This is a genomic window from Psychroserpens luteus, assembly GCF_015319355.1.
Lineage (GTDB): Bacteria > Bacteroidota > Bacteroidia > Flavobacteriales > Flavobacteriaceae > Psychroserpens > Psychroserpens luteus.
In genome coordinates this window covers 369,308-392,579 of the sequence record NZ_JADILU010000004.1, presented here as the reverse complement: position 1 = coordinate 392,579, position 23,272 = coordinate 369,308, and the positions used below count along the sequence as shown (strand labels likewise).

The following is a 23,272-nucleotide window of genomic DNA, read 5'->3' as shown; positions in this document are numbered from 1 at the left end:
GGATTAGTTTATGATTTTTAAGCTAAATTTTTATTTGATGTTTCTACTTACCATAAAATAAACATAACGATTATCAGATGAAAAGAGTAATTGTCGGACTTTCAGGAGGAGTAGATTCTAGCGTTGCAGCCTATTTATTAAAGGAGCAAGGCTATGAGGTTATAGGCTTGTTTATGAAAAACTGGCATGACGACTCTGTGACTATATCTGACGAGTGTCCTTGGTTAGACGATAGTAATGATGCTATGTTAGTAGCAGATAAATTGGGAATCCCATTTCAAACGGTAGATTTAAGTGAGCAATACAAAGAGCGTATTGTAGATTATATGTTTGATGAATACCAAAAGGGGAGAACACCAAATCCAGATGTGCTTTGTAATAGAGAAATCAAATTTGATGTCTTTATGAAAATTGCCTTAGACTTAGGAGCGGATTATGTAGCAACTGGTCATTATTGTAGAAAAGCCATCTCATCTGTGGTTGATGTGATTGATGGAACTTCTAAAGAAACCTATCATTTATTGGCTGGTGCAGATCATAATAAAGATCAATCCTATTTTTTATGTCAGTTATCACAAGAGCAATTATCTAAAGCTTTATTTCCAATTGGTGAATTAACAAAGCCAGAAGTTAGAGAAATTGCGACCAAATTAGATTTAGTTACAGCCGATAAAAAAGATTCTCAAGGACTTTGTTTTATTGGTAAAGTAAGATTGCCAGAGTTTTTACAACAAAAATTAAAACCTAAAGAAGGTGTTATTGTAGAAATACCTGAAGAGCAAGCGTATTATAATGTTGAAACTCCAAATTTTGAAAGCAAAGTTGAAGAACTTCAATATCTAACTAAAAAGATAGATTATAATGTTTCCGACGGAAAAATCGTAGGCAAGCATCAAGGCGCGCATTATTTTACAAAAGGTCAACGTAAAGGTCTCGCAGTTGGTGGAACTGTAGAACCACTTTTTGTAATTGATACAGATGTAGATGAGAATGTCATTTATACAGGTCAAGGAAAAAAACATCCTGGACTTTTTAAAAGTGCTCTTTTTGTCACTAATGAAGAATTGCATTGGATTCGTGAAGACTTGACCTTAAAAGTTGACGAAACAATTAAAGTCAAAGCAAGAATTCGTTACCGTCAAACACTTGAAAACGCAACACTTCATAAAGTAGATAACGGACTTTTTATTGAATTTGAAAATCCGCAATCTGCAATAACCGAAGGTCAGTTTGCAGCATGGTATCTGGATGACGAATTAGTAGGTTCGGGAGTAATTTCTTAAATTGCAGAGCGTTCAATATCGAATTTATATTAATGTTTATTAATTAAAAGCGACTAAGTTTTTAATTAAACACTAATTGCTATGATACGAGCATGCTAAAATTTTATTATTCGCGAGGGTAATTCTTGGCGAACTGCATGTGAACATTGAAAAATAATAAAAATCAACACATGAAAAAAATCCTACTCATTGGTATTGTATGCTTTCAGTTTACAGTATATGCTCAGCAAGACGCGTGGGTTTATTTTAATCAAAAAGAGAACGTTCAAGCCTCAATTGATAATCCTATTTCTATTCTTACACAACAAGCAATCGATAGAAAAAACGCACATGGTATAACTATAGATGAGCGTGATGTTCCAGTCAATGAAACTTATATTACATTGCTTAAAGCTCCAGAAACTGGTGTTACCGTTTTTGCAAAATCTAAATGGTTAAATTCAGTATATGTGAGAGGCAGTGAAGAGGATATTAATGCTTTGGTTGACGATTTTGATTTTGTAGAAGCTGTAGATTTTGCTGATGAAAGCTTAAATATGTTGAGAGTAGATGTTTCCGAAGATAAATTTTCTATAGAAAATACGACGATTTCTTTTAACTACGGAAATGCGCAAAATCAAGTCGAAATGATAAATGCAAATGCGTTACATCTCCAAGACTATACAGGAGAAGGAATTATTGTTGCAGTATTAGATTCTGGGTTTCCAAATGTAGATACGATGGGAGCATTTCAGCGTTTACGTGATAATGGTGATTTATTAGATGGTTATGATTTTGTAGGAAGAAATGATGATGTATATGCTTTTACAGAAAATAATCATGGTACAAAAGTATTGAGTGATATGGCAGGATTTATACAAGACCAATTTGTAGGTACTGCACCAGACGCATCTTATTATTTATTTAGAACCGAAGATTCTGCTAGTGAAACTCCAGCTGAAGAAGCCTATTGGGTAGAAGCTGCAGAGCGTAGTGATAGTTTAGGAGTTCATATTATCAATACGTCTCTTGGTTATAAGACATATCAAAACACGAATTACAGCCATACAGATGAAGATCTTAATGGAAGTACAACGTTCATCACTAGAGGTGCAAATATTGCAAATGAAAAAGGGATTCTAGTCGTTACATCAGCAGGGAATTCTGGTGAAAGTGGCGTTGGAGCTCCAGCAGATGCAACAGGCGTTTTAAGTATTGCAGCTGTAGATGGAGATGGTGATTATGCAACTTTTAGTTCTCAAGGAAGTGAAGTTCAAGTGACACAAAAACCAGATGTTGCAGCTCGTGGAGGAGCAGCTTTTGTGATAGATGATAACAATGATATTATCAATAATAATGGGACATCATTTAGTTCACCTATAATGGCTGGAGGAATTGCATCTTTATGGCAAGCGCTACCAAATGCTACAAATGAGGAAATCAAACAATTTGTGCGCATGTCTGCATCTCAATATACAACACCAGATTATTTTATTGGTTATGGGATTCCAGATCTTCAATTGGCTCTAGATATTGGTTTATCATTGCAAGAGGAAGAGTTTTTTCAATTTAAAGTCTATCCTAATCCTGTGGCAGATGTTTTGAATATTCAAATTCCGTCAGCAAACGATATGACAACTTTAAGAATTTTTGATGTCTTAGGGAAGTCTGTTTTAGAACAAGATATGACAGAGTCTTCAAGTCAATTGGATATGTCATCTATGGCTTCTGGATTATATATCATGTCTTTTCAATCTGGTAACGCATCAAAAACATTCAAACTTATAAAATCTTAAATGGCGAATAAAATCACACAACTTTTTGGTATTAAATATCCAATCATCCAAGCTGGTATGATTTGGAATAGTGGTTGGAAATTAGCCTCAGCAGCTAGTAATGCTGGAGCTTTAGGTTTAATTGGAGCAGGATCAATGTATCCAGATGTGCTTCGAGATCATATAAAAAAGTGTAAAAACGCAACCAATAAACCCTTTGGTGTTAATGTGCCAATGTTATATCCTAACATTGAGGAAATCATGAATATCATCGTTGAAGAAGATGTTAAAATTGTTTTTACTTCCGCAGGAAATCCTAAAACTTGGACATCTTGGTTAAAAGAGAGAGGGATAACAGTTGTTCACGTAGTAAGTAGTGTGAAATTTGCGTTGAAAGCTCAAGAAGCTGGTGTAGATGCTGTTGTTGCTGAAGGTTTTGAAGCTGGAGGTCACAATGGTAGAGAAGAAACAACGACGTTAACCTTAATCCCAATGGTGAGAGAACATCTTCAAATTCCTTTAATTGCTGCAGGTGGTATCGCTACAGGTCAAGCTATGTTGGCAGTTATGCTTTTAGGAGCAGATGCAGTACAGGTTGGTAGTCGTTTTGTTGCTAGTACAGAGTCATCAGCCCATGACGCATTTAAGAATGTTGTTGTTGATGCCAAAGAAGGTGATACACAATTAACTTTAAAAGAATTGGCTCCTGTTAGATTGATAAAAAATAAATTTTTCAACGATTTACAAGACCTCTATAAAAAAGCACCAACAGTAGAAGATTTAAAATTACTTCTTGGACGAGCAAGAGCAAAACGAGGTATGTTTGAAGGTGATTTAGAAGATGGGGAACTTGAAATTGGGCAAATTGCTGGATTAATTCATGATATAAAACCTACTGCTCAAATTGTAGAAGATCTCATTACTGAATTTAAATTAGCTCAAAAACAAGCACAACAAATTGTAGTCTAAAACACTATATTTGAAAAGCTATTAATGTTGACCTTAATCATTCATGACTGTACGTCAAAACATTTTAATTCCAGATGGAGACAGTACTTGGGCTTTGTCTGTCATACAATGCTTAGCACAAGTTAAGAAATACAACATATTTGTACTGTCAAACAAAAAGCGGACAGCTACAAAATTTTCTAAATACACATCTTATTATCAGTTTTATGACAGACCAGATGATTCTGGTTGGGTTGATATCATTAATTCTGAAATAGAAAAAAATGCAATATCAGTTGTTCTTCCAATAGCAGAACAAGAGATTTTATTTACAATAAAGAATAAAGATGAGATTTCATCTTTAGCTAAAATTATTCCTTTACCAGGTTTAAAAGATTTTGAAATTGCAATAGACAAAAATAAATTAAGCGAGTTTTCTAAATCTCACGGTATTCCTCACCCAAATTCTTTTTTTATTGCTTCGGAAACAGATAAACAAGAGGTGTTGTCTCAAATTCAGTTTCCTATACTTATAAAGCCATTGGATTTAAAAGGAGGCGATGGGATTAAGAAAATAAATTCCGAAGAAAAATTTCAGAAATACTTAAAAAAAGCAAATCATCTTATCCTTGTTCAAGAATATATTGAAGGTTATGATATAGACTGTAGTGTTTTGTGTTTAAATGGTAAGGTTTTAAGTTATACAATTCAAAAAGGGAATTTAAAAGGACATAGTGCTTTTGCTCCTCAATTAGCTTTTGATTTTTTGCAAAATGATGAGGTTTTAGACGTCGCAAAATTAACCATGTCTAAACTTAATTGGTCTGGAATTGCACATCTAGATTTACGCTATGATGCTAAAACTAAAGATTATAAGCTTATAGAAATTAATGCTCGTTTTTGGGGAAGTATAGAAGGATCTATGTTTGCAGGAATAAATTTTCCTCATAATGTAATTCAGTTAGCTTTAAATCAGGAGCTTGTTGATGACGATTATAAAGCTATTCATCACATGCGATTTAAAGGTGTGTTGAAGACTATTAAACGTAATCCGTTATTTGTTTTCCGAAGAAAATATTTAATGAATAACACAGAGGCTAGAAGTTTTTTTAAAGACCCTTTGCCAACATTGTATAAGTTTAGAGAATGGTTGGGAAGACGTTTAGATTCTATATAAAATAGCAAAAAGAGGACAAAGCCTCTTTTTGCTTGAAACGTTTTTTAACAATAAAATTTTTGAATCCCTCTAAAATAATAGCTAAAAAAGTTTCTACCCCAAATACCTAACCTACTACAATAAGGTATTTAAGCAGTAAAAATAAGTGTTTGGTCAAAATATCGTACTGATTTGGTGTTCAACTTATTAACAATTTTAGTTTATAACTTTATAGTAATCAAACAATTAAATTTTGTTTTGCTAAAATTGGATAAAGTTATATAAAAGCAAATTCTATTAATATAACTTTGCATTTTTAAAATATACCCATTGATATTATCACAATACACAAAAGAATTTAATTACAACTTTAAGTTAGCTGCTCCAGTCATCTTAGGTATGTTAGGTCACACCTTCGTTAGTTTTGTAGATAATGTGATGGTTGGTCAATTAGGTACTGCAGAATTGGCTGCTGTGTCCTTAGGAAATAGCTTCATGTTTATCGCAATGTCTATTGGGATTGGCTTTTCTACAGCAATTACACCTTTGGTAGCCGAAGCAGATACTTCAAACAATTTTTTAGAAGTTAAGTCATCATTTAAGCATGGTTTATTTCTCTGTACAATATTAAGCATCTTGTTATTTTTATTGGTGCTATTTGCAAAGCCATTGTTGTATTTAATGAAACAACCCGTTGAGGTTGTAGAACTAGCATTACCTTATTTAAATTTGGTTGCTTTTTCATTAATACCGTTAGTGATTTTTCAGGCATTCAAACAGTTTAGTGATGGTCTGTCTATGACCAGATATCCTATGTACGCTACAATTTTAGCTAATATTGTTAATGTTGTTTTAAACTATTTATTGATTTTTGGGAAATTTGGTTTTCCAGAAATGGGAATTGTTGGTGCTGCTTATGGTACTTTAATTTCAAGATTTATAATGGTCATTCATCTTTGGTGGTTATTAACCAATAAAGAAAAGTCAAAAGCTTATGTGACTAATATTAAGTTTTTTGTTCTAGATAAATTAATGATTAGAAAATTAATTAATCTAGGAGCACCAAGTGCTATGCAAATGTTTTTTGAAGTAGCCATATTTACTGCTGCAATATGGTTGAGTGGTTTATTAGGTAAAAACCCATTAGCAGCTAATCAAATAGCTTTAAATTTATCATCTATGACCTTTATGGTGGCTATGGGACTAAGTGTTGCTTCTATGATTAGAGTTGGTAATCAAAAAGGATTAGGTCAATATGTTGAACTTCGTAGAATAGCATTTTCTTTATTTTTATTAGCAACTTTATTGGCAGTTTGTTTTGCAGCATTCTTTTTCATTTTCCATGAAGCATTACCAAAACTGTATTTAGATTATGATGATACAAAAAATCTGGCAGACAATACTGAAGTAATAACGATTGCAGCAAAATTAATGATTGCTGCTGCTATTTTTCAAATAAGTGATGGGATTCAGGTTGTGGTTTTAGGTGCATTAAGAGGCTTGCAAGATGTTAAGATACCAACGATTATTACTTTTGTTTCTTATTGGGTAGTTGGGTTTCCTATTAGTTTTTTCCTCGGAAAAGAGGAAGCTTACGGTAGTTTTGGCATATGGCTTGGATTATTAGCAGGATTAACCACAGCTGCGATTTTATTGTTTATAAGATTCAATTATCTAACGAAAAAGTTAATTTTGTCAAATACTAACGATTAACACAAAACATGGAACTACCAAAATTCATACTCGGAGATAATACAGATCATCCTAATGCGATATATGTAATTCATACAGACTTTCCTAGATTTATTATCAATCTAGAAGATGATGATGTAGAATGGTTTGAAGAGTTTGATGAGCATGATCAAAAAGAAATTGAAGCAGAAGCCGAAAATTTAATTAAAGCTGCTACTGATTTTTACGACAGAGAAGTTTCTAGATACGATGGATAATGATAGAAGAACTTGTTAAATTTGATCAAGAATTATTTCTTTTCCTCAATAATTTGGGGAATAGTTTCTGGGATCCGTTCTGGTTAGCATATACTTATAAATTTAATTGGATTCCTTTGTATGCAATTTTAGGATATCTGATGTATAAAAAACTCAACTCAAAAATGTTTGTGTTGACCTTAGTTGTCATTGCACTCATGATTACATTCACAGATCAAGTCACTAATTTATTTAAATATGGTGTTGAACGCTATAGACCATGTCACGAAGCTGGTATTGCAGAAAATATGAGGTTGGTAAGAGCTCATTGTGGCGGACGTTTTGGTTATTTTTCTGGACACGCAAGCAATTCAATGGCTTTAGCAATTTTTATTGGCTTAACATTAAAACAAAGATTTAAATATCTAAAATATATTTTATTTGTTTGGGCTTTCGTTATGGCTTACAGTAGAGTCTATGTAGGAGCTCATTATCCATTAGACGTAGTAAGCGGAATGCTTTTTGGTGGTCTTTCAGGGCTAATATTTTATAAACTAGATAAGTATCTTCAATCGAGATTTCGGCTTAAATAATTATAACTTTGTAAATAAATAATAATCAGTTTTTAATCTGTTATTAAACGATTTTGATCCTGAATCTACAAGATTTAAATTGTAAGTTTCTACCAATTTAATGTCATATAATTTTTGTAATTCTTTCAACATTTCGGGATCGATATATGATGTTAATAGACCGAATTTTTTTTCCTTCGGAAGATGTAATTCTCCATTAATTTTAATTGGTAAAAGTTTATCGCCAAAATTCCATATCATTTCTGGAGAAATAGACAAACTGTATACTTTGATGTTATTAGCATCTGTTTGTGATTTTAGTTTTGTTGGAGGGTTATAATAATCTCTCTTTAATGCTTGTTGTAGAGGTAATGCTAAAACAAGTAAGCTTACAAAAAATAGTACTGTTAGATTAAAAACAATACTGATGTTTTTCTTTTTAAGCTGTAAAATAATGAATATACCAATACCAAAACTCACTATAGATGAAAGGAAAAACCAAATCCAAAGCCCACTTAAATTGTTTGATAAAAAGGAATACGCAACAAAAGGGAAAGCCAAGGCAATAATTGCAATTAAACCAAAATTAAAATAGACAGGTATGGTCTCTCTTTTGTCTTTAAGTGTTTTAAATCGTCGTATTAAATAGTCAATATAAAAACCTGTATTAATCGCCAAAGGAATAAGTACAGGCATCAAATATCTTGATTTTTTTTCTGGAATTACAGATAATAAAATCACAGCAATTAGTGTCCAGTAGAAACTAAATTTATAGGCTTTTAAATTTGAAACCCGAGTTTTTAAATAAGGATAAAGTAATCCAATAAAAGCTGGGATTGTCCAAATTCCGCTTTGTGTAAAAAAGCTCCAATAGTAGTAAAAAGGTCTTACTTTATAACTCGTCCAATTACTAGTTTCTTTTTCTGCAATGATTGTAAATGTTTGCGTGTCGTACATTTTAACATATAAATACCAAGAACCTCCAACTGTTAAAGCAACTATTAAAAACAACACGAAAGAAGAAATCAATTGCTTATTGAATTTATATTTAAATGAAAACCCATAAGCCAATAAAAAGGGTAGTAAAAGTACATAAAATGACACAGGTCCTTTACTTAAAATAGAACAACCAACAAAAAAACTAGCAATCAAACTGTGTTTTAAATAGTTTGAATTCTTCTGAAATAATAGAAAGAGTTGGTAAATGCCAATAAGCATAAAACCATGTGTAAAAATATCTGAAGGCGCTTCAAACGTAATACCTATTACATAAAATGAAGTAATTAGAATAAGTGCATTATTTATGCTTTGCTTTTTATTTTTTGTAAGTTGCTTAGAAATTAAATAGGTGTAAACTCCTGTGATAGCTATAAAAAGAACAGCTGGTAACCTATAAGCGATAGTGTTTTTAATTCCGAAGAGAAACGCAAAAGAGGCACAAATCCAACTTGGTAAAGGGGGTTTTTGATAACGTGGTTCGCCATTCATCGTTGTCAGTAACCAATTGTTGTCAGTAATCATTTCTCTTGCTGTAATAAAATTACGAGCTTCCATGATACTCACTTGAAGTGTGTCGAGATGAAAACCGAGCATAAACAGAACAAGTAGTACTATAAATAAAATAGGTTTGTTTTGAAGTTTTTCAAGCATCTGCTTTACGAATTAAATAAATATTTCTTGCATAAATTATAGAGCCTAATCCGTGACCTAATAAAAGTACAAAATCTCTTCTAATCACTGCGTAACTTAAAATAAGGATTGATCCAATAAGACTTAAAAACCAAAAGCCAAAAGGTAATGTTGAGGATTTCTTTCTTTCAGAATATAACCATTGATACACAAAACGAAGTGTAAAAATCACTTGAGCGACAATTCCTAGAGCTAAAAGCCAAAGAGGTATGTCTTCATTTTTAAATAGTAAGTCTGTATCAATTTTATTATTGTTGAAGTAGTAAATTACAATTAAGACTGGAAAAATGAATAAAAACCACTGTGCTATTTTCGGGAATTTTTGCCACTGTTTTTGCAATTGCAAGTTTCGTATATAAATATAATAGGTAAGTGATTGACCAAGCATTATTGAAAAATCATAACGCAAATAGCCATAAATAAAAAGAAGAACAGATGCGATGAGACTTAGTGTCCAAAATAGTGTTGGTGTGATAACCCGTTTCTGTTTTTCTGAAGTAATCCATTGAATAATCAATCGAGACGAAAACAAGATTTGAGCTAGGAAACCAATACTATATATGATCCAATTACTCATGCACTCTTTTTAGCAACTTGATAATTGATGTATTTTTTCTTCATCCATAAATAGGCAAAGCAATCAATTAATGGTCCGATTAAACGATTCCATAATCCAAATTTTGCTGTACCTGCAATTCTTGGAAAGTGTTGCACAGGTATTTGAGTTACTTTACCATTTTGTAATAAAATCATGGCAGGTAAAAAACGATGTAACCCTTTAAACATTGGGATGCGTTTTGCGAAATCTGTTTTGATGACTTTTAATGGACAACCAGTATCGTCCATGCCATCGTGTGTGAATGCACGACGAATTCCGTTGGCAATTTTTGAAGACATGTTTTTAACAAAACTATCTTTCCTGTTAGATCTTACTCCAGTGACCAAATCGAATTCTCCAATATGTTTAAGGAGTAAATTAAAATCTTCTGGAGCGGTTTGTAAATCGGAATCTATATAGCCAACCAATTCTGTATCTACATGATCAAATCCTGCTTTTATAGCAGCACTCAAACCTCTGTTTTCAGAAAAAAGAATAAAATCAAAATTAGGATTAGAACTGCAAATTGTTTCAATAAGTGCTTGACTATTATCTGTAGAGCCATCGTTTACAAAAAGAATTTTAGTAGGTGTAGAAGCGATTTTTATGTATGCAGAAAGTTCTTTTTCTACGCGTTCTAAATTGTCTTCCTCGTTGTAAACAGGAACAATAATCGTGAATTTGTTAACCATCAATGATATCGTTAGTTATACTCTAGTCTTACAAAAATATTCTTTTTTATCTAACAGCTATTCATTTGGATTGATTTAAAATTTTTAATTTGCACTTTTAAATTAGTAAGATGAAAATATTAGTTACAGGAGCAGTCGGTTTTATAGGTTCTCATACAGCAGAACGTTTGCATAGTTTAGGACATGAAGTGATAGGTTTAGATAATTTTAATAACTATTACAGTTTAGAATTGAAGAACTTGAATGCTAAGGTTTTGACAGAAAAAGGCATTACAGTTTTAAAAAAAGATTTGCGTGATGTTAATTTTGCTGAAGACTTAGCTAAAGATATCAATTACATCTTCCATTTTGCTGCACAACCTGGAATTTCTCAAAGTTCAACTTTTGAAGATTATTTTGAAAATAATATCATCGCTACCAAAAACTTGGTGGATTATGCTTTACAATGTAAAGATTTAAAACTCTTTGTTAATATAGGAACATCATCAATCTATGGATTAGAAGCAACATTCCCAGAAGATGAAGCTCCAAAACCTGCATCATATTATGGAGTAACTAAATTAGCTGCAGAGCAATTAGTACTTCAAAAAAGTAGAGAGCAACAGATGAATGCTTGTTCATTACGTTTATACTCAGTCATTGGTCCTCGTGAGCGTCCTGAGAAAATGTACACCAAATTGATTGATTTAGGGTTGAAAGGAGAAGCCTTTCCATTATTTGACGGTAGTGATAAACATTTGCGAAGTTTTACTTATGTGGATGATATCGTAGATGGTGTTGTGAGTGTTATTGGTAATGAATCAAAAGTTAATGGGGAAATCATAAACTTAGGAACCGAAGTTGAACATACCACAAAAGAAGGTATTGAAGCTGTTGAGCAGGTGATAGGGGAATCAATTACACTTAATATAATCCCAAAACGTCCAGGAGATCAATCTCGTACCAAAGCAAATATAGATAAGGCCAGGAGATTGCTTAATTATAACCCCAAAACAACTTTGTTAGAAGCTGTGAAGAAGCAAGTGGAATGGTATAAGGCTAATTTTTAAATATAAAGTCTCCAAACGCTAAACAGTGAGAATATAATAGCCATTATAGATATAAGAGTTATTGTCAATGATAAAAATCTAAGTTCTTCATATTTTGTGTAAAAAAGAGAAATTGCTACAGCAAATAAAGGTAAAATTGTGAAGTATTTTCTATAACTATATTGATACGCTTCTTTCAATCCAAAGAGACCACGCGACTTTCCTGTGGAGTTAGAGTAATCAATAAATAATTTGAATTGTAAATAAGTTGCTATGAATAAACTTAATGCGCTTAATAAAAGAGTTATATATAAAATTCTTCTTTTAGTCATTTAATCTCAACAAATATTCAGCAGCAACAAAAGGCGTTGTTTTTCCTTCTTCAATTAAATGCAGTTGCGTTTTAAGTGCCACTTTAATTTCTGGTTGATTAAAAAAATCAGATTTTAAACGATCTTCAATAGTTTGAAGTAACCAGAATTTATTTTGTTCCCTACGATGCTCTTCAAAATAGTTGTTCGCTTTAGTATGTTCTATATATTCTGAAATTAACAACCACAATTCGTCAATTCCTTCGCGATGTAAAGCACTACACAAACTTACTTTTGGCTGCCACTCAGAGTCTTTTTGCGGATATAGATGCAACGCTCTATTGAATTCTACTTTAGCGAGTTTAGCTGCCTTTAAATTCTCACCATCGGCTTTGTTGATAGCAATGGCATCTGCCATTTCAATAATCCCACGTTTGATGCCTTGAAGTTCATCTCCAGCTCCAGCAATTTTCAGAAGTAAAAAGAAATCCACCATACTGTGTACAGCAGTTTCACTTTGTCCTACACCAACAGTTTCTATAATAATGGAGTCAAAACCAGCTGCTTCACACAAAATAATCGATTCTCGGGTTTTACGTGCAACACCACCAAGTGAGGTTCCCGAAGCTGAAGGTCTAATAAAAGCATTCTCGCTTTTTACAAGATCTTCCATTCTGGTTTTATCACCTAAAATACTGCCTTTACTTAAACTGCTACTTGGATCAACAGCTAATACTGCAACTTTTTTACCTATTGAGGTGAGATGCAATCCAAACGCTTCAATAAATGTACTTTTTCCAACACCAGGAACTCCTGTAATTCCTATTCTAATAGATTTGTTAGCATGAGGTAAACACAATTTAATAACGTCGTTAGCTTGTTGTAAATGTTTTGGGTTAGAACTTTCGACAAGCGTAATGGCTCTGCTTAAAGCGGTAATGCTACCGTTTAATATTTCAGTAACTAAAGTCTTTGTGACGAGTTTTGCTTTTCTTTTGTCTTGAATACGTTTAATAGAAGACGCATTGGTGATCTCAGATTGTGATGATACACCATCTGTTTCATGCAATGCAGACGATTTTGGTTTTTTAGACAAACGGTCTTTAATTTTGATCTTTTAATACCTTTAAAGGTACTTCAATTTTTGTATTATCCCAAGCCATGGTAAGTTGTAAATTGTCAGTTGAGTTATCAAAAGCAATTGTAAATTGCTCAACTGTAGAATCTATTTTTTCTACAGGAACATCAATTTCTAATAAGTCATAATTTGGATCCCACATCACTTGCATTTCTTCATCAACTCCCCAATCATACTGCTTTGTATTGAACATCACATTCCATGTAGAATCTTTTGGAACTGTCCATAAGGTGTATTTTCCTTTAGGTAAATAAATCCCTTGGATCATTAAATTTTTGTTGGTTTCAAAAGTAGTTGCTTCATTGGCACCTGTTCTCCAAACTTTATTAAAAGGGACTAATGCACCAAATACTTCACGACCTTTTTTGGATGGTCTGTTATAGAAGACTTCTAATTTGAGATCATTCAATTTAAATTCTACAGTATCTTTAGGACTCAGTCTAGGAGAAAAAATGTTCTCAACAAAATGAGAATATAAAAATAGTCCTATCGCAACAATAGATAATAAAATTAGTAGGCGCTTTAAAAAGGTATTCATAGAAAAATGAGATTGTCGTAAATTGACTTCAAATATAATTTAAATTGAAATGCTAAGTCCATACTTAACGGGAATTTGTATAAATTTCTTATGATTTTTTGAAAATATTTTAATTTTTTGCAACACTCTCTTTTTTGTGTCGTCTTTATTATGAACTCATGTTGAATATTTGTTTTAAACCGAAAAGTTTTGCTTTTGTGTTATAAAGAAAGTGTTTTTTCTAAACGTAGTTTCGCAACGTTTTTAAAAAAGAATAAAATTAGAGTGCAAAATGGAAACTTTGCAGGTAAAAGAAATATTTAAAATGAGTTCACGAAACCAATACCAAGTAAATGTAATTAATTTATGAGGTATGTAACCAAACCAAAACAGATTTGAGGACACTTCAAATTGATATTATTGAACAATGCAAGCAGAATAATCGCTCTGCGCAATTAAAACTATACAATCAATATTGTGATGGTATGTTTGCAGTTGCCATGCGATTTATGAAGAATTCTATGGAAGCTGAAGATATCGTACAAGAAGCCTTTATTAAAGCATTTGCAAAACTCAATCAGTACAAAGAAGAAGTCACTTTTGGAGCTTGGTTAAAACGTATCGTGATTAATAAATGTATTGATTGCTTAAAATCCAAGAAGCAGCATTTGCAAGAATTGGACGAGGTGCACCTCAAAGTAGTCGATGACAATTATCAAAACGAATGGTTAGTTGAGGATACAATAACGCTAGATGAGATTAAGTTGGCGATTCAAAAACTTCCAGATAAATACCGTTACGTCGTGATGTTGTATTTAGTTGAAGGGTATGATCACCAAGAGATTTCTGAAATTTTAAACATTACAGAAGTCGCTTCAAGAACACAACTCTCTAGAGGAAAGTCGAAATTAAAAGAGCATTTAACACCTATAAGAAATGGCACGAGATATTAGAAAATTATTTGAAGAAGAGCAACAGGATTCGCAATTTAAAATGAACGAAGGTCACGAAGCACGTTTTCTCGAAAAATTGGATGAAACCTTGCCAGTAGAAACATCAGTCAAAAAACGTTTCAGTGTGTTGCAAATTGCTGCAAGTATTGTCATCTTAATTGGATTAGGATTTGGAGCGTCAAAATTCTTTGGGAATGAATCTATTGTTCCTACGGAAATCGTCGATACCAAAAACCCGTCTAAAAATGACCAATTGAAATCATTAGGAGATATTTCTCCAGATTTTAAAAAGGTTGAAGATTACTATCTCGCAAATATTAATTTAGAACTATCTAAAGTAAAGCAAACACCAGAAAACAAAGAATTGTTTGATGGTTACGTTGTGAGACTTGCAGAGTTAAATCAAGAATATAAACGTCTCTCGGTAGAGCTAACCGAACATGGACCAAATGAATTAACGGTGAGTGCATTAATAGATAATCTCAAATTGCGACTCCATTTATTGTATCGCTTAAAAGAACAATTAAATGATTTAAATACTTCGGAAGAAGATAAAATCAACGCATAACTAAATACTCTGAAGGTTTAATATTTCAGAATAATAAAAACAATCAAATGAAAACAACATATAAAATACTAACACTTCTGTTTTTCTGTTGCGCTCTAAGCGTTTCGGCACAAGAGAAGTTAATCAAAGTGTCCAAGAAAATTGATGTCACTAAAGATGTAGAAATCGATTTAAACACCAGCTATGTGCAAATAGAAATTGACACATGGAACAAAAGCACCTTAGAAATTGAAGCTTATATTGAAGGCGAGAAATTGTCTAAAGAAGAGTTGCAAGAGGCTTTAAAATCTTGGAATCTCAAAGTTGAAGGTTCTGGAAGTAACGTGAAAATCACATCAGACGGTTCACATGGATCGTGGAGTTTTCCAGGAAATAAAAATTTGCATTTTGATTCTTTTGAAGCGCTAAAAGCTATAGAAATGTTAGGTGATATGGATTTTGGCGATATCCCAGAAATGCCAGAAATGCCAGAGTTACCAGAAATGCCAGAAATAGCACGACTACAAGTGCCAGAAGCTCCTGAAATGCCAGAATTACCCGAATTGCCAGACGGTATTACAAATGTGAGTTTTGATACTCAAGCTTATAAAAAAGATGGTGAAGCATATTTAGAAAAATGGAGTAAAGATTATCCAGCAAAAAATCGCGAGAAGATGAAAGCTTGGGGAAGAGAAATGGCTAATGTTGATTTTTCGTCTTATGAAAACCGCATGGAAGCTTGGGGAAAAAAATTCGAGAAGCAATTTGGCGAAGAGTATGGTAAGAAGATGGAAGCTTGGGGAGAAGAATTTGGAAAACGTTTTGATGGCGAATGGTCAAAAAAGATGGAAGCTTGGGGAGAACGTTATGGTAAGCAGATGGAGAGGCAGGCAGAAATGGTAGAGAAACGAGCAAAGATAATGGAAAAACGTGCTGAAAAAATGGAACAGAAATTAGAGACTTTGGCAGAGCGTAATGAAAGTCGGTCAGTAAAAATAGCTGAGCGTTTGAAAGAGAAAGAGGAATATAGAGCAGATAGGCTAAATGAAATTATGGAGCGAAAAGAATCTACTTTATCTAAATATTTGCAATCGGGTAATAATAACGAAGTGAAAAGGGTTATTAAAATAAGAATGCCAAAAAACGCGAAGTTAAATATGAATGTGAGACATGGTGAATTAAAGATGTCGTCGGTTATTTACAATCTAAAAGCAAATATATCACACGCTACTTTATTAGCAAATCACATTGATGGAAGCGAGACTTCCATTAGTGTGGCTTATTCTCCAGTGCAAATAACTACTTGGAGTGATGGAGAATTGAATTTAAAATACGTTGAAGAGGCACATCTTAATACGGTTGCTAGTTTGAGATTAAATAGTAACTCGTCAGACATGTATATTGATAATCTAACCGGAACTGCCATCATAGATGGTAGTTTTGGGGATTTGTCAATTTATAAAATTTCGGAAACGTTTACTAATCTTAATATTATCTTAGAGAATAGTGATGCTGTGATTAAATTACCAAGCAATACCGTAGATTATAGTATGTATTTTAAAGGTAATCGGTCGCGTTTAAATAATGAGCTAACAACACAACAAACAATTAATAATTATCCTAATTCTAAAAAAACCGGAAAAACTATTGTCATTAATGCAAAGTTTAGTGAGGTTGCTTTGAAGCAATAATGCTGTCATTCAGAGTGTAACGAAGAATCTCATTTCTATAACTTTCATGCCAAAGATTCTTCAGTCAATAGCTACGCTATGTGTTTTAATTTCAATAGCTTTCTAAATGACAACTCCACAGGATTTAGACTGTCATTCCGTACTTGATGCGGAATCTCATCACAAATTCTCAAATGCTCTTCTATTACAAAACCGTCAAGTCTTCACATTTCCGAAGAAAAATAAACAAAATTTCAAGTTTCTGTAACAATTAATTAAATCCGTTATCTTTATTGAGTAGAATTACATTCAATCAAAAATTATGACTTTATTCAAACAACTAGTAATGGTGTGTCTTTTTTCGGCATGCTTTTTTTCATGTAAAGACGAATCTAAAAAAACCGTAGGAGAGGATTCTAAAAGTGAGTACGCAAATTTCGTAAATGCGATGAAAGCTGAAGGACTCTCAACAGGAAACATTTTAGTATATGAAAAAGGCGAAGTTATATTTAAAAGCAGTAATGGGTTACGTTCTATTAACCCAATAGATTCGTTAGACTTAAATTCTCAATTCCGTTTGGCCTCAGTAAGTAAACAGTTTACAGGAATGGCAATTATGAAATTAAAGGAAGCTGGAAAATTAGACTACGACCAAAAAGTGAATACTATTTTGACTGATTTCCCGTATGATAATATTACAGTTCGTCAGTTGTTATATCATATTTCTGGACTTACAGATTATGAGCGATTGATTGCAGAGAACTTTGCAAAAGAAGACTCTACAAAACAATACATTCTGGGTAATGATGAGATTTTAGCAGAATTTTATAGCGTAGATCCACCGTTAGATTTCGAGCCAGGAGAAAAATGGGAGTATAGTAATACAGGCTATTTAGTTCTAGCTTCTATTGTTGAGAAAATTTCTGGTCAACATTTTAGAGACTTCTTAAAAGAGCAAATTACAGATCCAATAGGAATGACCAATACAACCTTGTATAATTATCAAATAGATGCAGACCCAAAGATGCCAAACCGTGTTTTTGGATACAGAAAAGCACTTAACCAAAAAGACTTAATCATTAACGATTACAATATTGTAAATGATGTTAGAGGTGATGGCGGAATCTACTCAACTGTAGAAGATCTCTACAAATGGAACATGGCATTAGCAAACCATACCATCATTTCTAAAGAGTATTTAGACGAAGCTTGGGTGTCTGGCAAAACTAATGATGGTGAATATACAGGCTATGGTTTTGGGTGGTTTTTAGAGTACAATCCAGGAGAACCTAGAGTTGTTAATCATTCTGGAGGTTGGGTTGGTTTTATAACCTTTTTGCATAATGAAGTCGATGCAAAAAGTGGTTTTATTATTCTAACTAATGATTCTGGAGAAAATTTTGAAGCTATTTATGATAATATTGAAAACATAAGAGCAGGAAAATCCTATCAAATGCCAAGAGAAAGCGTCTATAAAGCAATGGCAAAAAAAATATATGAGAAAGATGTTAATGAGGCGATTACGTTTTATAATAGTGTAAAAGCAGATACCATAAATTATAGAGTGAACGAGAATGATATCAATCAATTAGGGTATTTATTAATTAATGAAAATAAGGTAGATGCAGCAACTCAAATTTTTAAATTGAATATCAGCGAGCATCCAAAATCTGCAAATGTTTATGATAGTTATGGTGATGCGTTGTTAATGCAAGGCGACTCTATACAGGCTTTAGCCAATTTTCAAATGTGTTTTCAAATGAACGATAGTTTGATGTATGCAAAGGATAAGGCAGAAGCATTAGAGAAAGCTTTGAAAAATTAGAAATGATTGTCATTCCGCACTTGATACGGAATCTCAAACCAATAACCAAAGATTCTTCAGTCATTAGCTAGGCTGTATATTTTCAATTAAAATACATTTTAATTTCAATAGCCTTCTGAATGACAGCTCAATTAAATTTTGGCTGTCATTCCGACGATAGGAGGAATCTCCACATTTAAATTGTTCACAATAGTTAGTAATTGACGTATTTTTGAGAAAAACCAAAACGCATGACCACAAAAGCTTTTTCTCAATTGTTGAGAGATTTAGGTAAGCAATCACTTTATGTATTAAATCCTTCAATCTCTAAGTCATATTACGTTGCGCTAGATTTATCAAAATCCAACAAAGCACTCCATACTGTTGATGTGTCTTCTTCGGAAACATTAGAACGTTATATCAATAGCCACATCAAAGACAATGGTGCTAAAGTTGCATTTGGAGGTTATCTAGAAACCCGAAACATCTACCAACGAAGCACGTATTTTAAAGACACAACTCCCGAAACCGAACGCAATATCCACTTAGGTCTAGATCTATGGATGGCGTCGGAAACTCCTGTATTCACACCTTTGGATGCTGAGGTACATAGTTTTAAAAATAACACCAATTTTGGAGATTATGGTCCGACAATTATTCTAAAACACACCATTGAAGCTATTGATTTCTACACGCTTTATGGGCATTTAAGCTTAGCATCTATAGAAAATCTAAAAGTAGGGCAGACCTTCAAAAAAGGAGAACAAATTGCCACTTTAGGAGATTCAAGTGTGAATGGTGATTATGCACCACATTTACATTTTCAGATTATAAAGGACATGCAAGGTTTTACTGGTGATTATCCTGGAGTATGCTCAAAGATGGATTTGGAATTTTATAAAGGGAATTGTTTTGATCCTGAGTTGTTGTTGAGGTTAGAATAGTAACGACTTTAATTGAAAACTTAATTCACTAATAATCTTATATTTGTAGGAAATTATAACTTCTATGAGACAATTCTACTCTATTATTTTTTTACTTTTTTCTTTTGGTTTTATACAAGCACAAATTATCGATATTCCCGATGCTAATTTTAAAAATGCTTTAATTAACACAAATTGTGTTGACTTAAATAATGACGGTACTGGAGATGTTGATGCAGACTCAAATAATGATGGAGAAATAGAAGAAAGTGAAGTTGTTAATATTACACACTTATATTTAAATAATAACGCTATAAGCTCTATAGAAGGAATAGGTTATTTTACTAGTTTAGAGTATTTATGGTGTCCACAAAACAATATAACAAATGTCGATTTATCATTGAATTTGGCACTAAGAGTTATTAATTGCGAATTCAATCAACTAGTAGCTTTAGATGTAACCAATAATTTAGAGATTATTTATATAAAATGTAATAGCAACCAGATTGCAGATATTGATTTGAGTCAAAACATACTTCTTCAAGAGTTTTATATAAGCGATAACCTTATTTCACAAATAGATATTAGTCAAAATCCAAATTTAGGTCAGTTAGTAATTCAGGATAGTAATATCAATACAATTTTCATGAAGAATGGGAATGATCTAAATATGGGTAGTTTGTTTATAGAAAACTGTCCTAATCTTCAATTTATTTGCGTGGATGAATCAGAGCTGGAAGCCATTCAGAGTAGAGTTGATTTTTATGGTTACACTAATTGCGTAGTAAATTCTTATTGCTCATTTGAGTCAGGAGGAGATATTTTCACAGTAAATGGTAATGTCAAACTTGATATTGATGATAACGGTTGCGACATTAACGATCTGGTTTATCCTAATTTAAAATTTAGTATCAACTCCCAAAATGATAACGCTTATTTTGTGCCTGATGGTAGCGGTAATTACTTCATGAACTTTGGCGAAGGATCTTTTACTATTGCGCCAACATTTGAAAATCTCGAATATTATAATGTTACACCATCTAGTTTAATTCTTGATTTTCCGGAAGATGGAAGTTCTATCTCTCAAAATTTTTGTATTTCACCAACTGAGAATTTTCAAGATTTGGAAATCTATATTATTCCTTTAAATGATGCGAGACCTGGCTTTGATGCGGATTATAAAATGATTTATAAAAATAAGGGAGCAACTGCAATGACAGGGACGGTAGAATTTAATTTTGATGACTATGTTGTTGATTTTGTATCATCAAATCCAAATCCAAATCCAAATATGCAATCTTTTGGTTCTTTAGAATGGAATTATGCAAATTTATTACCTTTTGAAACTAGAGAAATCTTTATCACGATAAATTTTAATACTCCAACAGATCCTGATTATCCTGTAAATGGCGGTGATGAAATTGGATTCCAGTCCGTAATAAATCCAATCTCAAGTGATTTACATGAAGTGGATAATATTACATCAATTAAGCAATCTGTAGTAAACTCTTTTGATCCAAATGATAAAACGTGTTTAGAAGGTGACGTCATTAGAGAAGCTATGGTTGGAGAATATCTGCGTTATAAGATTCGTTTTGAAAACACAGGTACAGCAAGTGCCATCAACGTTGTTGTCAAAGATGATATTGATATGAGTAAATTTGATATCAATACTTTGGTTCCTTTAGACGCAAGCCATGATTTTATTACTAGAATTCAAAATACAAATGAAGTTGAGTTTATTTTTGAAAATATCAACTTACCCTTTGATGATGCTAATAATGATGGTTATGTAACTTTCAAGATTAAAACTCTAGAAACGTTAGTAATTGGAGATACATTCAGCAACGATGCTGAAATCTATTTTGATTTCAATTTTCCAATTATTACTAATGATTATATGATAACTGTCGAAGAAAATTTGTCAGTAGATGATCAAGAATTAAGTGCTAGCGTAAAATTATATCCAAATCCTGTTAATGATAAATTGCATATTTCTTCCGAAGTAAACATTGAAAAAGCATCCATTTATGATATTAACGGTCACTTACTACAATCCATTGTTTTCTACAGAAATGAAATACAACGTACCATTAATTTACAAAAATTGGCACTTGGTGTTTATGTTGTAAAACTCTCTTCGGAAAATGGAGAATTAACGCAGAAGTTTATTAAAGAATGATTCTTTTGAGTTGTATCTTTTGTCATTCCGACGATAGGAGGAATCTCATCTCATCTCATCATTTGTCGCTTGTTAAAAATTAAATAAAAACAGCAAACACTTTAGTTCGTCATTCCTGCGCAGGCAGGAATCCACAAAAATAGGTTTAATAGATTCCTGCTTTTGCAGGAATGACAAATCAATATTAATTATGTTCTTCAGGCAAAGGGGAAATCATAATGTGCGCTCTATGCGTTCCAGGATTCATGATCCAAGGATGGTTTGTAGCGATTGGTGCTTCTGGTAAACCTGTAGACTCTGAGGTTGCAAAAGGCATATAAACGACATAGCGCATTTGTGCACCATCTACTTTTGATGTTTTAGGATCGAAATCTGTTTTTGCTCCATAGTAAATATGTAAGGTTGCTCCTGTTGTGATTTTAAGTGCACCAGATTTCATTTCTTCTTCACGGATTTCAAATATGTCTTGATGTGATTTTCCTTCTGCTTTTAGAACTCTTCCTCTTGCCATAAATGGCTCAAGATCCTTATGATAACAAGCTGCGCTAAATCCGTTTTTGTTAGGATCGTCAGCGAGAATTATAAATTCGTTAGTGCCTTCTTTAAGTGTCACAAATTCACCTTTCATATTATATCCAATGACTTTAGAATCGGCTCTGCTTTCTTCAGGAGCAGCCATTAATGCTGTGGCGATTAGATCAGCATCAGTAGTAATAGACTTTAATTCTCTATTACTTTCAATTGCTATGTTTTTTTCTTTAGATTCCATTTCTGCGGAATCTTCAGTTGTCGTTTTTGTTTTGTCTGATGAATTACAAGACATTAAAATTCCTGTAAAAATAAAGGCTATGATAATATGTTTCATGAATTTATGTTTATTGTTTTTGAAAAAATTACGAGTGTAACATTGCGCTCGGTCTAAAAGCAAACAAAAGATACAAAATTTTAAATAAGATTAATTTTTTAAATTTTCAACTGTCGCTTAGCCAATGATTTTCCAATCAATAAACCAACAACAGCAAGCACAATATCACTAATACTAAACCATAATTCTTTTGGTAGCATTGCCACATTAAAAATAGTGGCTGCGAGCATCAAACCTCCAACAATATAGGCAGGAACCATACTCGTTTTAGAGATTAATCTTGCAACAAACATGCCTACAACAATACCCATAAAATGACCAATTACCACCATGACTTTTGCGCCAGTTGGGATTTGGTCCATGTTATTTTTTATCCATTCCATATCCATTGGGTTGGCACCTTCTGGTAAAGGAAATAGAGTATGACCAATTAAGGTTTCAAAAAGATATACGGTTAATGAGGCTACGATGAGGCCTACAATGGTTGCCAATATATTTTTCATGATCATGTGTGATGAGTTCGTTGGAATGAAGATACTGAAAAATTTTGAAAGGTGAATTCTAGGGGTTTTGTTTAATACGCTTGGATATCAACAGTTTCAATTCTCGATATCCGCAGTTAAACGAAGTTCGACTATTTTTTTGATAAAGTCAATACGTAGTTCTACGTATATTTTAAACACAAAAAATCCCAAACCTAAGTTCGGGATTTTT

21 protein-coding genes are annotated in these 23,272 nt (G+C 32.7%); 14 read left to right on the top strand and 7 right to left on the bottom strand.

Features of this window, described 5'->3' with window-relative positions:
• The first annotated feature begins 77 nt into the window (after positions 1–77).
• The 7 genes from mnmA to IM744_RS11605 all read left to right on the top strand — a co-directional run bounded on the left by mnmA (position 78) and on the right by IM744_RS11605 (position 7,662).
• The gene (gene mnmA, locus IM744_RS11635; protein ID WP_194508314.1) at positions 78–1,283 is read left to right on the top strand and encodes a tRNA 2-thiouridine(34) synthase MnmA; all 1,206 of its coding nucleotides are present in this window, start codon (positions 78–80) and stop codon (positions 1,281–1,283) included.
• 170 nt (positions 1,284–1,453) lie between these two features.
• Positions 1,454–3,058 carry a S8/S53 family peptidase gene (locus IM744_RS11630; protein WP_194508313.1) on the top strand — a complete coding sequence of 535 codons (1,605 nt, stop codon included), beginning with the start codon at positions 1,454–1,456 and terminating at the stop codon, positions 3,056–3,058.
• Positions 3,059–4,006: an NAD(P)H-dependent flavin oxidoreductase gene (locus tag IM744_RS11625; RefSeq protein ID WP_194508312.1), complete on the top strand. Its 948-nt coding sequence runs from the start codon at positions 3,059–3,061 to the stop codon at positions 4,004–4,006.
• A gap of 43 nt (positions 4,007–4,049) precedes the next feature.
• Positions 4,050–5,162, top strand: a complete 1,113-nt coding sequence (locus IM744_RS11620; RefSeq protein WP_194508311.1) for an ATP-grasp domain-containing protein — start codon at positions 4,050–4,052, stop codon at positions 5,160–5,162.
• 309 nt (positions 5,163–5,471) lie between these two features.
• Positions 5,472–6,854, top strand: coding sequence for an MATE family efflux transporter (locus tag IM744_RS11615; protein WP_194508310.1), 1,383 nt, complete (start codon positions 5,472–5,474; stop codon positions 6,852–6,854).
• 8 nt (positions 6,855–6,862) lie between these two features.
• Complete coding sequence (locus tag IM744_RS11610) at positions 6,863–7,090, top strand: hypothetical protein (protein ID WP_194508309.1); 228 nt, start codon at positions 6,863–6,865, stop codon at positions 7,088–7,090.
• On the top strand, positions 7,090–7,662 hold the full coding sequence (locus IM744_RS11605; protein ID WP_194508308.1) for a phosphatase PAP2 family protein: 573 nt from the start codon (positions 7,090–7,092) through the stop codon (positions 7,660–7,662). The genes IM744_RS11610 and IM744_RS11605 overlap by 1 nt, the downstream gene beginning before the upstream one ends.
• Here IM744_RS11605 and IM744_RS11600 read toward each other — a convergent pair whose 3' ends face one another.
• Genes IM744_RS11600 through IM744_RS11590 form a run of 3 tightly spaced genes read right to left on the bottom strand, consistent with a single transcriptional unit; the run spans position 7,663 to position 10,620 of the window.
• Entirely contained in the window at positions 7,663–9,234 is a 1,572-nt protein-coding gene (locus tag IM744_RS11600; protein ID WP_241738321.1) for an ArnT family glycosyltransferase, read from the bottom strand.
• A 49-nt stretch (positions 9,235–9,283) separates the two neighbouring features.
• Positions 9,284–9,907, bottom strand: coding sequence for a lipid-A-disaccharide synthase N-terminal domain-containing protein (locus IM744_RS11595; RefSeq protein WP_194508306.1), 624 nt, complete (start codon positions 9,905–9,907; stop codon positions 9,284–9,286).
• Positions 9,904–10,620, bottom strand: a complete 717-nt coding sequence (locus tag IM744_RS11590) for a glycosyltransferase family 2 protein (protein WP_194508305.1) — start codon at positions 10,618–10,620, stop codon at positions 9,904–9,906. Before IM744_RS11590 ends, IM744_RS11595 begins: the two co-directional genes overlap by 4 nt.
• A 110-nt stretch (positions 10,621–10,730) precedes the next feature.
• Here IM744_RS11590 and IM744_RS11585 point away from each other — a divergent pair, with 110 nt between their 5' ends.
• Positions 10,731–11,669, top strand: coding sequence for an NAD-dependent epimerase/dehydratase family protein (locus IM744_RS11585; RefSeq protein WP_194508304.1), 939 nt, complete (start codon positions 10,731–10,733; stop codon positions 11,667–11,669).
• A gap of 303 nt (positions 11,670–11,972) precedes the next feature.
• On the opposite strand, the gene meaB is transcribed toward IM744_RS11585, so the two are convergent.
• A complete protein-coding gene (gene meaB, locus IM744_RS11580; protein ID WP_194508303.1) occupies positions 11,973–13,055 on the bottom strand; it encodes a methylmalonyl Co-A mutase-associated GTPase MeaB in 1,083 nt (360 codons plus the stop codon).
• A gap of 7 nt (positions 13,056–13,062) precedes the next feature.
• On the bottom strand, positions 13,063–13,635 hold the full coding sequence (locus IM744_RS11575; protein WP_194508302.1) for a DUF2911 domain-containing protein: 573 nt from the start codon (positions 13,633–13,635) through the stop codon (positions 13,063–13,065).
• A 374-nt stretch (positions 13,636–14,009) separates the two neighbouring features.
• Between IM744_RS11575 and IM744_RS11570 the strand changes: the two genes are divergently transcribed.
• The 6 genes from IM744_RS11570 to IM744_RS11545 all read left to right on the top strand — a co-directional run bounded on the left by IM744_RS11570 (position 14,010) and on the right by IM744_RS11545 (position 21,693).
• Positions 14,010–14,567, top strand: a complete 558-nt coding sequence (locus IM744_RS11570; RefSeq protein ID WP_194508301.1) for an RNA polymerase sigma factor — start codon at positions 14,010–14,012, stop codon at positions 14,565–14,567.
• Positions 14,551–15,135, top strand: coding sequence for a hypothetical protein (locus tag IM744_RS11565; RefSeq protein WP_194508300.1), 585 nt, complete (start codon positions 14,551–14,553; stop codon positions 15,133–15,135). The genes IM744_RS11570 and IM744_RS11565 overlap by 17 nt, the downstream gene beginning before the upstream one ends.
• A 47-nt stretch (positions 15,136–15,182) precedes the next feature.
• On the top strand, positions 15,183–16,805 hold the full coding sequence (locus IM744_RS11560) for a hypothetical protein (protein ID WP_194508299.1): 1,623 nt from the start codon (positions 15,183–15,185) through the stop codon (positions 16,803–16,805).
• Between the two features lie 301 nt (positions 16,806–17,106).
• Positions 17,107–18,609 carry a serine hydrolase gene (locus IM744_RS11555; RefSeq protein ID WP_194508298.1) on the top strand — a complete coding sequence of 501 codons (1,503 nt, stop codon included), beginning with the start codon at positions 17,107–17,109 and terminating at the stop codon, positions 18,607–18,609.
• Positions 18,610–18,839: 230 nt separating this feature from the next.
• On the top strand, positions 18,840–19,532 hold the full coding sequence (locus IM744_RS11550) for a peptidoglycan DD-metalloendopeptidase family protein (protein ID WP_194508297.1): 693 nt from the start codon (positions 18,840–18,842) through the stop codon (positions 19,530–19,532).
• Positions 19,533–19,596: 64 nt separating this feature from the next.
• Positions 19,597–21,693, top strand: a complete 2,097-nt coding sequence (locus IM744_RS11545) for a T9SS type A sorting domain-containing protein (RefSeq protein ID WP_194508296.1) — start codon at positions 19,597–19,599, stop codon at positions 21,691–21,693.
• Between the two features lie 184 nt (positions 21,694–21,877).
• Here the strand turns inward: IM744_RS11545 and IM744_RS11540 are convergent, their stop codons facing one another.
• A complete protein-coding gene (locus IM744_RS11540; protein WP_194508295.1) occupies positions 21,878–22,558 on the bottom strand; it encodes a hypothetical protein in 681 nt (226 codons plus the stop codon).
• A gap of 98 nt (positions 22,559–22,656) precedes the next feature.
• Complete coding sequence (locus IM744_RS11535; protein WP_194508294.1) at positions 22,657–23,061, bottom strand: hypothetical protein; 405 nt, start codon at positions 23,059–23,061, stop codon at positions 22,657–22,659.
• Positions 23,062–23,272: the final 211 nt, after the last annotated feature.

What these genes read in the sequence shown, in the direction of transcription:
- IM744_RS11575 (WP_194508302.1), bottom strand. Translation starts at nt 13,635, where the DNA reads ATGAATACCTTTTTAAAGCGCCTACTAATTTTATTATCTATTGTTGCG.
- IM744_RS11600 (WP_241738321.1), bottom strand. Translation starts at nt 9,234, where the DNA reads ATGCTCGGTTTTCATCTCGACACACTTCAAGTGAGTATCATGGAAGCT.
- IM744_RS11630 (WP_194508313.1), top strand. Translation starts at nt 1,454, where the DNA reads ATGAAAAAAATCCTACTCATTGGTATTGTATGCTTTCAGTTTACAGTA.
- IM744_RS11605 (WP_194508308.1), top strand. Translation starts at nt 7,090, where the DNA reads ATGATAGAAGAACTTGTTAAATTTGATCAAGAATTATTTCTTTTCCTC.
- IM744_RS11550 (WP_194508297.1), top strand. Translation starts at nt 18,840, where the DNA reads ATGACCACAAAAGCTTTTTCTCAATTGTTGAGAGATTTAGGTAAGCAA.
- IM744_RS11540 (WP_194508295.1), bottom strand. Translation starts at nt 22,558, where the DNA reads ATGAAACATATTATCATAGCCTTTATTTTTACAGGAATTTTAATGTCT.
- IM744_RS11585 (WP_194508304.1), top strand. Translation starts at nt 10,731, where the DNA reads ATGAAAATATTAGTTACAGGAGCAGTCGGTTTTATAGGTTCTCATACA.
- IM744_RS11565 (WP_194508300.1), top strand. Translation starts at nt 14,551, where the DNA reads ATGGCACGAGATATTAGAAAATTATTTGAAGAAGAGCAACAGGATTCG.
- IM744_RS11590 (WP_194508305.1), bottom strand. Translation starts at nt 10,620, where the DNA reads ATGGTTAACAAATTCACGATTATTGTTCCTGTTTACAACGAGGAAGAC.
- IM744_RS11620 (WP_194508311.1), top strand. Translation starts at nt 4,050, where the DNA reads ATGACTGTACGTCAAAACATTTTAATTCCAGATGGAGACAGTACTTGG.
- IM744_RS11545 (WP_194508296.1), top strand. Translation starts at nt 19,597, where the DNA reads ATGAGACAATTCTACTCTATTATTTTTTTACTTTTTTCTTTTGGTTTT.
- IM744_RS11625 (WP_194508312.1), top strand. Translation starts at nt 3,059, where the DNA reads ATGGCGAATAAAATCACACAACTTTTTGGTATTAAATATCCAATCATC.
- IM744_RS11610 (WP_194508309.1), top strand. Translation starts at nt 6,863, where the DNA reads ATGGAACTACCAAAATTCATACTCGGAGATAATACAGATCATCCTAAT.
- IM744_RS11555 (WP_194508298.1), top strand. Translation starts at nt 17,107, where the DNA reads ATGACTTTATTCAAACAACTAGTAATGGTGTGTCTTTTTTCGGCATGC.
- IM744_RS11535 (WP_194508294.1), bottom strand. Translation starts at nt 23,061, where the DNA reads ATGAAAAATATATTGGCAACCATTGTAGGCCTCATCGTAGCCTCATTA.
- IM744_RS11595 (WP_194508306.1), bottom strand. Translation starts at nt 9,907, where the DNA reads ATGAGTAATTGGATCATATATAGTATTGGTTTCCTAGCTCAAATCTTG.
- IM744_RS11560 (WP_194508299.1), top strand. Translation starts at nt 15,183, where the DNA reads ATGAAAACAACATATAAAATACTAACACTTCTGTTTTTCTGTTGCGCT.
- mnmA (WP_194508314.1), top strand. Translation starts at nt 78, where the DNA reads ATGAAAAGAGTAATTGTCGGACTTTCAGGAGGAGTAGATTCTAGCGTT.